Origin of the sequence: Nocardioides ganghwensis (genome assembly GCF_014779655.1) — a bacterium.
Taxonomy (GTDB): domain Bacteria; phylum Actinomycetota; class Actinomycetes; order Propionibacteriales; family Nocardioidaceae; genus Nocardioides; species Nocardioides ganghwensis.
Genome location: NZ_JACXYX010000006.1, coordinates 1 through 11,543, shown reverse-complemented (window position 1 = coordinate 11,543; position 11,543 = coordinate 1). Strand labels below are relative to the sequence as shown.

9 protein-coding genes are annotated in these 11,543 nt (G+C 68.6%); 7 read left to right on the top strand and 2 right to left on the bottom strand.

Annotated elements, in window-relative coordinates; genetic code table 11:
* Positions 1-76 precede the first annotated feature (76 nt).
* Complete coding sequence (locus IEZ24_RS08525) at positions 77-1,360, bottom strand: thymidine phosphorylase (protein ID WP_129455371.1); 1,284 nt, start codon at positions 1,358-1,360, stop codon at positions 77-79.
* Entirely contained in the window at positions 1,360-1,794 is a 435-nt protein-coding gene (locus IEZ24_RS08520) for a cytidine deaminase (protein WP_129455370.1), read from the bottom strand. The genes IEZ24_RS08525 and IEZ24_RS08520 overlap by 1 nt, the downstream gene beginning before the upstream one ends.
* A 165-nt stretch (positions 1,795-1,959) precedes the next feature.
* Here IEZ24_RS08520 and IEZ24_RS08515 point away from each other — a divergent pair, with 165 nt between their 5' ends.
* The 7 genes from IEZ24_RS08515 to IEZ24_RS08485 all read left to right on the top strand — a co-directional run bounded on the left by IEZ24_RS08515 (position 1,960) and on the right by IEZ24_RS08485 (position 11,189).
* Complete coding sequence (locus tag IEZ24_RS08515) at positions 1,960-3,075, top strand: BMP family lipoprotein (protein WP_242498495.1); 1,116 nt, start codon at positions 1,960-1,962, stop codon at positions 3,073-3,075.
* Between the two features lie 213 nt (positions 3,076-3,288).
* The gene (locus IEZ24_RS08510) at positions 3,289-4,812 is read left to right on the top strand and encodes an ABC transporter ATP-binding protein (protein ID WP_129455368.1); all 1,524 of its coding nucleotides are present in this window, start codon (positions 3,289-3,291) and stop codon (positions 4,810-4,812) included.
* Positions 4,809-6,083 carry an ABC transporter permease gene (locus IEZ24_RS08505; RefSeq protein ID WP_242498494.1) on the top strand — a complete coding sequence of 425 codons (1,275 nt, stop codon included), beginning with the start codon at positions 4,809-4,811 and terminating at the stop codon, positions 6,081-6,083. Before IEZ24_RS08510 ends, IEZ24_RS08505 begins: the two co-directional genes overlap by 4 nt.
* Positions 6,080-7,384, top strand: a complete 1,305-nt coding sequence (locus IEZ24_RS08500; RefSeq protein WP_242498493.1) for an ABC transporter permease — start codon at positions 6,080-6,082, stop codon at positions 7,382-7,384. Before IEZ24_RS08505 ends, IEZ24_RS08500 begins: the two co-directional genes overlap by 4 nt.
* Positions 7,385-7,477: 93 nt before the next feature.
* The gene (locus tag IEZ24_RS08495; RefSeq protein ID WP_129455367.1) at positions 7,478-8,614 is read left to right on the top strand and encodes a CDP-glycerol glycerophosphotransferase family protein; all 1,137 of its coding nucleotides are present in this window, start codon (positions 7,478-7,480) and stop codon (positions 8,612-8,614) included.
* 50 nt (positions 8,615-8,664) lie between these two features.
* On the top strand, positions 8,665-9,924 hold the full coding sequence (locus IEZ24_RS08490) for a sulfatase family protein (RefSeq protein WP_129455366.1): 1,260 nt from the start codon (positions 8,665-8,667) through the stop codon (positions 9,922-9,924).
* Between the two features lie 236 nt (positions 9,925-10,160).
* A complete protein-coding gene (locus IEZ24_RS08485; RefSeq protein WP_129455365.1) occupies positions 10,161-11,189 on the top strand; it encodes a hypothetical protein in 1,029 nt (342 codons plus the stop codon).
* The last annotated feature ends 354 nt before the right edge of the window (positions 11,190-11,543 follow it).

The following is an 11,543-nucleotide window of genomic DNA, read 5'->3' as shown; positions in this document are numbered from 1 at the left end:
ACAGGTCTGTCAGGAGGCTAGGTCGATCGGGGGAGCCTGAGGCCGGATCGGGCTGCGTACCCCCAGAGTTGGGGACTCAGGCGATGCGGTCGATGACCAGGTCCTGCACGACGTGGGCCGAGCCGTCACCTATGTCGAACCCGCCCTCGAGCGAGGCGAGCGCCCGGTCGAAGCGCTCGGGCTCGTCCGTCAGCAGGGTGAAGAGCGGCTCGCCCTCGGTGACCGCGTCACCGGGTCGCGCGTGCCAGACCACGCCGGCGCCGGCCTGCACCGGGTCCTCCTTGCGGGCCCGGCCGGCGCCGAGGCGCCACGCGGCCATGCCGACCGCCATCGCGTCGAGGCGGGTGAGGGTGCCGCTCGAGGGCGCGGTGACGACGTGCGACTCCTTCGCCTGCGGAAGCGCCGCGTCCGGGTCGCCGCCCTGGGCGCGGATCATCTTCTTCCAGGCGTCCATCGCCGAGCCGTCGGCGAGCCTGTCGGCCGGGTCGACGTCGTCGCGACCGGCACCGGCGAGCATCTCGCGGGCCAGGGCCAGGGTCAGCTCGACCACGTCGGCGGGACCGCCGCCGGCGAGCACGTCGACCGACTCCTGCACCTCGATGGCGTTGCCGGCGGTCAGGCCGAGCGGGGTGGCCATGTCGGTGAGCAGCGCGACGGTGTGCACGCCGGCGTCGGTGCCGAGCGCCACCATCGTCTCGGCGAGCTCGCGCGCGGTCGTCAGGTCCTTCATGAAGGCGCCGCTGCCGACCTTGACGTCGAGCACCAGCGCGCCGGTGCCCTCGGCGATCTTCTTGCTCATGATGGAGCTCGCGATGAGCGGGATCGCCTCGACGGTGCCGGTCACGTCACGCAGCGCGTACAGCTTCTTGTCGGCCGGGGCGAGGCCGTCGCCGGCGGCACAGATGACCGCACCGACGTCCTCGAGGATCGCGAACATCTCCTCGTTGCTCAGCGCCGCCCGCCAGCCGGGGATCGACTCGAGCTTGTCGAGCGTGCCGCCGGTGTGGCCCAGGCCACGGCCCGACAGCTGGGGCACGGCGACGCCGCAGGCAGCGACGAGCGGGGCCAGCGGCAGCGTGATCTTGTCGCCGACGCCCCCGGTGGAGTGCTTGTCGGCGGTGGGGCGCGACAGCGTGGAGAAGTCCATCCGCTCCCCCGACGCGATCATCGCGGCGGTCCAGCGCGCGATCTCGGTGCGGTTCATCCCGTTGAGCAGGATCGCCATGGCCAGGGCCGACATCTGCTCGTCGGCGACCTCGCCGCGCGTGTAGGCGTCGATCACCCAGTCGATCTGGCTGTCGCTGAGCTCGTGCTTGTCGCGCTTGGCGAGGATCACCTCGACCGCGTCGTGTGCGGGCACTACTGGGTTCCTTCCCTCGTGGCGAGGTCGTTCAGGTCGTCGGGCCCGAAGGCGTCGGGCAGCACCTCGGACATGGGCTTGACCCCCGAGACGGTCCAGACCAGCAGGTCGCGGCCCCCGTGCTCGAAGAGCAGCTGGCGGCACCGGCCGCACGGCATGATGATCTCGCCCGCACCATTGACGCACACGAAGTGGGTCAGGCGCCCACCGCCACTCGCGTACAGCTGGGAGACCAGGCCGCACTCGGCGCACAGCACCACCCCGTACGCCGCGTTCTCGACGTTGCAGCCCACCACCACGCGGCCGTCGTCCACTCGTGCGGCCGCGCCGACGGAGTAGTGCGAGTACGGCGCGTACGCCCTCCCCATCACCTCGACCGCGGCGGCCTTGAGCTCGTCCCACTCCTGCTGGTTCACGCGGCCACTATGGCGCATACGAGGAAGCGACAGTCTTTGGCAGGTTCCGCCGAAAGTTCTCCGGCGACTTTTATGTCTCAAACGCATTTCGGAAGTTCCGAACCGCGTGACGGGGTGCCCCGGGGCAGGCATCATGCTGCCCGAAAGCGACCCCACTCCGGGGGCACGAACTTGGAGGCATTTGTGAAGAAGTCGAGGAAGGTCGTCTCGAGCGGCCTCGTGGCCCTGCTGGCGGCCGCGACCCTGGCGGCGTGCGGCGACGCACCCGAGGAGGAGACCACCGGTAGCGAGGGCGGCAGCAGCGAGGCTGCCAGCGACTTCCTGCCCTGCATCGTGTCCGACGCGGGCGGTTTCGACGACAAGTCGTTCAACCAGCTCGGCTTCGAGGGCGCCGAGCAGGCCGCCGAGGAGCTGGGTGCGGAGCTGAAGGCCGTCGAGTCCAACAGCGAGAACGACTACACCTCCAACCTGGAGAGCCTGGTCGGCGAGGGCTGCGACGTCATCGTGACCGTCGGCTTCGCGCTGGCGTCCGCGACCAAGGAGTCGGCCGAGGCCAACCCCGACATCGAGTACGTCCTGATCGACGACTCCGCCGACGGCGGCGAGGACGGTCAGACCTTCGACGGCAAGGCCGACGTCGAGAACATCAAGCCCCTGCTCTACAACACCGCCGAGGCCGCGTTCCTCGCCGGCTACGCAGCTGCCGACTACACCAAGACCGGCAAGGTCGGCACCTACGGCGGCATGCCCTTCCCGACCGTCACCATCTTCATGGACGGCTTCAAGCAGGGCGCCGAGTACTACGCCGAGGAGAACGGCAAGGACGTCGAGGTCGTCGGCTGGGACGGCAAGAACGGCTCGTTCACCGGTGGCTTCGAGGCCAACGAGGCCGCGACCAGCACCGCCAAGCAGATCCTCGACCAGGACGTCGACGTGATCCTGCCGGTCGGTGGCCCGATCTACCAGGGCGCCATCACCGCGATCGAGGACTCCGGCAAGGACATCGCCATGATCGGCGTCGACGCCGACCTCTACGAGACCGACCCGAGCACGCAGGACTACGTCATGACCTCGATCCTCAAGGGCATGAAGGTCTCGACCTACGAGGCCGTCCTGGCCGCCGGCAACGACGAGTTCGACTTCGAGCCCTACGTCGGCACCCTCGAGAACGAAGGCGTCGGCATCGCGCCGTTCCACAACTTCGAGGACAAGGTGAGCCCCGAGCTCGCCGGTCAGCTCGAGGAGGTCAAGGCCGGCATCATCGACGGCTCGATCGAGGTCACGTCCTACCTGGGCTGACCAGCACCACGCTCCATCACGGAGGGAGGCCGACGGAACCGTCGGCCTCCCTCTCTTTTGGCCCCCGGGCGGGTCCTCCCCCGCTCCGCGAGCCCAGTTGCCAGAGCCGCGGCCCGACCTTTGGCACATCTCGGCGCAGTGGCGCAGGGCCCGCCACGGTTACCCTTCTCCGCGCGCTTCTCGCGCACATTCCGACCCCTAGGATGCGATGCCATGAGACTCGTCCTGCGAGGCATCACCAAACGCTTCGGCAGCGTGGTGGCCAACGACTCGATCTCCCTCACCGTCGAGCCCGGCGAGATCCACTGCCTCCTCGGCGAGAACGGCGCCGGCAAGTCGACGCTGATGAACGTGCTCTACGGCCTCTACAAGGCCGACGAGGGCGAGATCGAGCTCGACGGCCAGGTCCAGCACTTCACCGGCCCCGGTGACGCGATGGCCGCCGGCATCGGCATGGTCCACCAGCACTTCATGCTCATCCCCGTCTTCACCGTCGCCGAGAACGTCATGCTCGGCAACGAGTCCACCGGCTTCGCCGGAGCCCTCGACGTCGACGCCGCCCGCGAGCGCGTCACCGAGATCTCCGACCGGTTCGGCTTCCACGTCAACCCCGACGCCCTCGTCGAGGACCTCCCGGTCGGCGTCCAGCAGCGCGTCGAGATCATCAAGGTCCTCTCCCGCGACGCCGAGCTCCTCGTCTTCGACGAGCCGACGGCCGTGCTCACGCCGCAGGAGACCGACGAGCTGATGGAGATCATGCGCCAGCTCAAGGAGGCCGGGAAGGCGATCGTCTTCATCACCCACAAGCTCCGCGAGGTGCGCGCCGTCGCCGACCGGATCACCGTCATCCGCCTCGGCAAGGTCGTCGGCGAGGCCGAGCCCACCGCCAGCAACGCCGAGCTCGCCTCGATGATGGTCGGGCGCCCGGTGGAGCTCGTCGTCCACAAGGGCGAGCCGAAGCTCGGCGCCGACGCGCTCGTGGTCAAGGACCTGCGCGTCACCGACCTGGCCGGTCACGCCCAGGTCGACGGCCTCACCTTCACCATCCGCGCCGGGGAGGTCCTCTGCGTGGCCGGCGTGCAGGGCAACGGCCAGACCGAGCTCACCGAGGCCCTGCTCGGCCTCCAGGACGACGTCAGCGGCTCGATCAAGCTCGACGGGCTCGAGCTGGTCGGTCGCTCGACGCGGGAGATCCTCGACGCCGGCGTCGGGTTCATCCCCGAGGACCGCCAGGTCGACGGCCTGGTGCCCGGCTTCACCATCGCCGAGAACCTCATGCTCAACCGGAGCTTCAAGTCGCCGTTCGTCAAGAACGGCAGCCTGCGCCTCGGCGCGCTGCGCGAGTTCGCGCAGAAGAAGCTCAAGGAGTACGACGTCCGCGCCCGCGACATCGACTCGCTGGCCGCCAACCTCTCGGGCGGCAACCAGCAGAAGGTCGTCGTGGCCCGCGAGCTCTCCCGCGACCTGCGCCTGCTCGTCGCGGCGCAGCCCACCCGCGGCGTCGACGTCGGCTCGATCGAGTTCATCCACAAGCAGATCGTCGCGACCCGCGACAGCGGCATCCCGGTCCTGGTGGTCTCCACCGAGCTCGACGAGGTGGTCGCGCTCGCCGACCGCATCATGGTGCTCTACCGCGGCCGTGTGGTCGGCATCGTCCCGGCCGACACCCCCCGCGAGACCCTCGGACTCATGATGACCGGCGAACGCCCGAAGGACCTGAAGGACGTGGTCGCGTGAGCGACAAGGACCAGCCGACGCCCGAGTCGGAGAAGAACCCCGACTCGCCCGTGGTGACCGACGAGCCGGCCACCGACGCACCCGAGGTCGACCCGCACGACGCCCGCGGCGAGCGCTCGCGCTCCCTCCTTCGCGAGATCACCTCCGGCGACGCGCTCGCCGGCGTCCTCGCCGTGTTCCTCGCGATCTTCGTCGGCTCGGTGATGATCGCCGCGATCGACGAGGGCGTGCACGAGACCGCGGGCTACCTCACGGCCCGGCCCTCCGACTTCTTCGCCGCCGTCTGGGAGGCCATCTCCGGCGCCTACAGCGCGATGTTCCGCGGGGCGGTCTTCAACTACAACCTCACCGAGCCCGCCCAGCAGTGGCGCCCCCTCACCGAGACGCTGAAGTTCGCCGGCCCGCTCATCCTCGGCGGTCTCGGCGTCGGCCTCGCGTTCCGCGCGTCGCTGTTCAACATCGGTGGCCGCGGCCAGATGCTCGTCGCGGGTGGCGCGGCCGGCTGGGTCGGGTTCCAGCTCGACCTGCCCCTCGTCGTGCACCTGCCGCTCGCCGTGCTCGTCGGCATGGCCGCCGGCGCCCTGTGGGGCGGTCTCGCCGGGCTCCTCAAGGCCCGCACCGGCGCGCACGAGGTGATCGTCACGATCATGCTCAACTACGTCGGCTACTACCTGCTCTTCTGGGCCCTCACCAAGGAGTGGCTGCTCAAGACGCCCGGCTCGGTGAACCCGAAGTCGCCGCCGATGAAGGACAGCGCGGTCCTGCCCGACGTCCTCGGGGAGCAGTTCAACCTGCACTTCGGCTTCGTCCTCGCGCTCATCGCCGTCGGTGTCGCGTGGTGGCTGCTCAACCGCTCCACGCTGGGCTATCGCATCCGCGCCGTCGGCCAGAACCCGCACGCGGCCCGCGCCTCCGGCATCAACGTCGGGCGCACCTACACCGTGGTGATGATGATCGCCGGCTCGCTGCTCGGCCTCGCGGGCGTCAACCAGGTCCTCGGCACGGTGCCGAGCGGCGTCTCGCTCGACCTCGACGCCGGCATCGGCTTCGACGCCATCACCGTGGCGCTGCTCGGGCGCTCGCGTCCGCTCGGGATCCTGGCCGCCGGTCTGCTGTTCGGCGCCTTCAAGGCGGGCGGCTTCACCATGCAGGCGTCCGAGAACATCTCGGTCGACCTGGTGCTGGTGGTCCAGTCGCTGATCGTCCTCTTCCTCGCCGCTCCTCCCCTGGTGCGCGCGATCTTCCGGCTCCCCGCCCAGGAGGCCAAGTGAGCACCGTGACCGCCCAGCCGACCCCCGACAGCGGCGGCCTCGCGCCCGACACCGCCGTGACGCCCACCCGCGGCGCGGGTGCGCGCAAGCTGCCGATCGCGCTCGGCGTACTGACGGCGCTGCTCGCCGGGATCCTGCTCCGCTCGAGCCACGCCGGCGACACGACGTTCCAGCTCGCGGCGGAGAGCGACTTCGTCACCCTGCCCGACATCGTCGTGCCCTCGGGACCGACCGCCTGGGTGATGGTGGTGATCTGCCTCGCCCTCACCGCCGAGGCCGTACGCCGCATGCTCGCGCACCTGCGCCAGCCGGGCTGGATCCCGATCGCCTTCGCGATCGCGTGGATGACCGGCTTCCTCAGCTGGGCCGCGGCCGACGGCCGGATCCGGCTGGTGAGCCTCCTCGGCGGCGCGGTGGCGCTCGCCATCCCCCTCGTGTTCGGCGCTCTCGGCGGCGTGCTGGGCGAGCGGGCCGGCGTGGTCAACATCGCCATCGAGGGCCAGCTGCTGCTCGGCGCCTTCGCCGCCGCCATCACCGCGTCGTCGACCGGCTCCCCCTGGGCGGGCCTGGTCGCCGCTGCCGTGGCGGGTGCGCTCGTGGCACTGATCCTCGGGCTCTTCGCGATCACCTACTTCGTCGACCAGGTCATCGTCGGCGTCGTGCTCAACGTGCTCGTGGTGGGCCTGACCAACTTCATGTTCCGCCAGGTCCTCACCCCCAACGCCGAGACGCTCAACTCCCCCGAGCGACTGCGCGCCTTCCCGATCCCGATCCTCGGCGACATCCCGCTGATCGGCCCGATCCTGTTCCGCCAGACCCCGCTCGTCTACGTGCTGTACGCCGTGGTCGCGCTGGTCGCCTACGCGCTCTACCGCACCCGCTGGGGCCTCCGGGTCCGCGCGGTCGGTGAGCACCCCAAGGCGGCCGACACGGTGGGCATCAAGGTCAACCGCACCCGCTACCGCACCATCCTGCTCGCGGGCGCGATCGCCGGCCTCGGCGGGGCGTACTTCAGCCTCGTCTCGGTCGCGGGCTTCAACCGCGAGATGACCGGCGGCGCGGGCTACATCGCGCTGGCGGCGGTCATCTTCGGCAAGTGGGACCCGATCCGCGCCACCCTCGCCGCGCTGCTCTTCGGCTTCGCGACGAACCTGCAGGGTGTGCTCTCGGCCATCGGCTCCCCCGTGCCGAGCCAGTTCATGCTGATGCTCCCCTACCTCGTCACCATCTTCGCGGTGGCTGGCCTGGTGGGCCGCTCCCGGCCGCCGGCGGCGGACGGCGTGCCCTACAGGCAACAGTAGGTGTGACCCGAGGAGGGCCCGGCGCGGTGCGCCGGGCCCTTCTGCTTGCCCCGAACAGGTCCTGCATGGGTGACGTGCGCGTAGAATCTGGTCGTGAACGACGTCTCCGTGATCGCCTACTTCGCCGGCGACCCGACGAGGACCTACCAGCTCGCCCAGTGGCTGGAGGTCCTCGAGATCCTCGACCGGGTCCACCCGGTCGGCCTGGTGCTGCGCGACCCCGACTCGGCCGAGCTGATCGGCTCGCGTACGGACCTCACCGTCCTCACGGCGCCGACGTTCCCCGAGCTCACCGAGCTCTACGCCGAGCTCGACGCCAAGGTCGTCCTCTACTGCAACAACTCGGTGCTCAACTTCGAGTCGCTCGTCGACAGCCGGATGCTGCACGTGCACGTCAACCACGGCGAGAGCGACAAGCAGTCGATGGCGAGCAACAACGCCAAGGCCTACGACCGGGTGTTCGTCGCCGGCGACGCCGCCGTCGAGAGGTACGTCGCCGGGCTGCTCGACTTCGACGCGTCCCGGCTGGTCAGGATCGGCCGGCCGCAGCTCGACCTCCCCCGTACGCCCCTGCTGGAGCCCAGCCCGCGGCGCACGGTGATGTACGCCCCGACCTGGGAGGGCGACGCGGAGTACAACGACTACACCTCGGTCGAGGTGCTCGGCGAGCAGATCGTCCGGGCGATCCTCGAGGTCCCCGACGTCCGGCTCGTCTACAAGCCGCACCCCAAGGTCACCACGAGCCTGACCCCGGGGATCGCCGAGGCGCACCTGCGGATCATGGGGCTCCTCGACGAGGCGGTCCGCCTCGACCCCGAGGCCGGGCACACGCAGGTCCTGACCGGCGACATCCTCGCGGTGATGCCCGGGTGCGACGCGATGGTCACCGACGTGTCCTCGGTCGGCCTGGACTGGCTCTACCTCCACACCGACAAGCCGATCTTCCTCACCGACCCCCACTGCGACGTCGAGGCGCTGCACCACCAGGCCCCGATCAGCCGGTGCGCCGACCTCGTCGACCCCACGAGCATCGACCGGCTGACCTCGCTCCTGGCCGACCGGCTCGCCCACGACGAGCACCACCTGGCCCGCGTCGCGATGCGGCACCACTACTTCGACGACCTGCACGTCGGCGAGAGCACCGGCCGCTTCCTCGCCGAGGTGAGCCAGCTCGTCGCGCTCCGGGACCAGCTCGTCGCGCGCGGGGCGGACGCGGCGATCACCGCCTGAGGGACCTCGGGCAAGCAGTGGGCGGCCCGGGCGTGCGTAGGGTGTCGCGCATGGCCGACAACGTCCTGTGGATCGTCACGGACGACCAGATGCGCTCGACGCTCCGCTCGATGGACCGCACCTGGAGACGACTGGTGCGCAAGGGGGTCCACTTCCGGCGGGGGTACAGCGCGATGCCGTTGTGCGGTCCGGCCCGCGCCTCGATCCTCACCAGTCGCTACCCCCACAACCACGGGTGCGCCACCAACATGACCCACCAGCCCTTCGTGGCCCAGGGACATGACAGGGACACGGCGGCGACGAGGATGAAGGATGCCGGCTACGACACCGGTTACTTCGGGAAGTACATGAACGGGCTCGCCCAGGACCCGTCGTACGTCGCCCCCGGCTGGGACCGCTGGGTCGCCCTGCTCGACGGCATGATCGACGACCCCCGGGTGAACGTGGACGGCACCGTCCGGAAAGTCGGCTCGCAACGGGAGTTCGACCGCTTCGCCGGCCAGCGGCTGCGCCGCTTCATCCGTCGCCGCCAGGACGACGGTCCGTGGTTCGCGGTGTACGCCCCGACTGCGCCCCACGGCCCGTACACGCCGAGCCCCGAGCACTCCGACGACTTCGACGGGGTTCGCTGGAACCCACAGGCGCTCAACGAGGCCGACATGAGCGACAAGCCCCCGTGGCTGCGAGACCTCCCGCCGCAGGACCGTCGCCGGATGCAGCAGATCTACGAGGGCAAGCTGGAGGAGCTGCAGGACGTCGACGACCAGATCGGCAAGGTCCTGGACGTCCTGCGATCGACGGGCCAGCTGAGGAGGACGTGGATCTTCTTCGTCTCCGACAACGGCTACCTGTTGGGCGAGCACCGGCTGCTCTCCAAGTCGCAGCCGTACGAGGAGGCGGCGGGCATCCCGTTCGCCGTGCGCGGGCCGGATGTCGAGCCCCGGACGGTCGATGCCCTGGTCTCGCAGGTCGACCTGATGCCCACCACCCTCGAGATCGCCGGCCTCGACCCCGACACCGGGCGCGAGCTCGACGGCCGATCCATGCTCGAGCCGCTCCGGTCCGGCGACTGGTCCTCCTGGCGACGCCGCCTGATCGTCGAGAACATCAACCTCGACTGGTCGCTGCTCCGGGAGGGCTCACACGCCTACGTCGAGCACCACGACACCGGGGAGTGGGAGCTCTACGACCTCGAGCGAGACCCCCACCAGCTCGCCAACCTTCGCGACACCGACGTCACCGAGTGGGCACGCAAGACCGGTCAGTTCTCGGAGGCGCAGGGACTCGCCCTGCGCAGGCTCGAGCAGTAGCCGCGGGCGGGAAGAGACACGCGGGCATGCGGCGAGGTGGGCACAGCGATCCGCTTCATGCTGTTGCAGGGCAGCCAAGCATTCGCGGCGGATAGACGCATGCAAACACTTCGAAACGAAGCACTGACGGACAGGTGCTCCCCAACCCGGATCCGCTTGCACGATGGCCACGCCCTGATTCGCCATCCGCAGTACCTTCAGACTTGGCCTAAGCTTTGCTGGAGGAGACGGTGACGATGACGGGCAGCACCGGTACGTCTGAAGAGCCAATCGATTCGGTTCGTGAAGTACCTACGCGGAGCGTGGCGACGTACGCCCGGCTCTGGCAACTCGAGACATGGCTCCGACAGATGGTGTACATCGAACTGTGTGCGGCCTTCGGACGCCATTGGACGCAGGAAGTAGCCGGGCAACCGCGTGGATCTCTGACCGCAGACCTGCGCCTAACCCATATGCCGACCCCTGACGCGAGTCCCATTAGCTATGTAACCTTCGGATCGCTTTGTCGAACCATTGGTAACCACTGGGACCTATTCAGCGTGTATCTGCCGCCTCGCGATCTGTGGGAAGCAAAGTTATCCGAAGTAGCTCAGATCCGTAACCGAGTTGCCCACTTTAGGCTCGGGCACTTCGATGACCTGACGCGACTTCTGCAGTTCATGCGCGATCTTGACGATGGCTTTTGGCGCTTCTGTACGAGCTACAACGATGCGTACCCAGTGCTGCCTCCTTCCAAGGACCCAGTCACCAAACGATTCCAGCACTTGGACCAGTTTCCGTACGTCAGGGTCAACTCCCAGAGTTGGGCCAAGGTAGGAGTGGCGGACCCCGACGCGATGTTCAGCATGTCGATCGGCGTTCTGCAGCGGCCTTGGCAGACGTCCAAGCAGTCGGGACGGTCGTCCGGCCAGCCCGGACTCTTGTACGACGTGACGATCGTGGGTCGAGACAATCATCGATTCAACTATGCGCGTCTTCTCGAAGACACAAAGCGGTTGCACGGCGACGTCGTCCACATATGCATTGACAGCTTTGGCAGTTCGGTCCGATTTACAATACCCGCAATTCTCGGCGCGCGAGTGGTCAATCACACCATTCAGGCGTTTGTCGACCGGATCCCCAACTCGCTCCACCGAAGTCACGGCAGCGACCAGACCGATGCGGTTGAACGATTGGCTGGCGAGTGGCCCGAATACGTCCTTGGTCCCGAGGATCCACTCGTCTTCCTAGAGCCGCAGATGGTCGGCTCATTCTTTTCTGCATAGGTCGGCGCGAATCGGAGCCAACCTTGGTAAGGTCATTGGCGTCAAACAGAAGCCATAGTGGGCACGCGTGACCGGCCCGCTCGGCGCAGCCCAGGTCTGGGACGCCCGATCCGCAATGAGCCGTGGCTCGGCTTCATTCCCAAATGGGCGCGGCGCTGTACGTATGGTCGGCGACGGTTCGCACCGTGGTGGGGCAAGCAATACGTCTGCTTCGCGGCGGAAGGCAGTGTCGGCAACGCTCGAAAATGAGGCCGATCCGACGCTCGAAAACGAGGCCACCGGTTCGTGCTGCTTAGTCTGCCGTGTCTTGGGTTCTGATGCTGGGCAGGGTGTCGATGCCGCGGTTGCGTAGCC

Excerpts from the sequence above, each read along its gene's own strand:
- IEZ24_RS08520 (WP_129455370.1), bottom strand. The coding sequence starts at position 1,794 with ATGCGCCATAGTGGCCGCGTGAACCAGCAGGAGTGGGACGAGCTCAAG.
- IEZ24_RS08510 (WP_129455368.1), top strand. The coding sequence starts at position 3,289 with ATGAGACTCGTCCTGCGAGGCATCACCAAACGCTTCGGCAGCGTGGTG.
- IEZ24_RS08490 (WP_129455366.1), top strand. The coding sequence starts at position 8,665 with ATGGCCGACAACGTCCTGTGGATCGTCACGGACGACCAGATGCGCTCG.
- IEZ24_RS08485 (WP_129455365.1), top strand. The coding sequence starts at position 10,161 with ATGACGGGCAGCACCGGTACGTCTGAAGAGCCAATCGATTCGGTTCGT.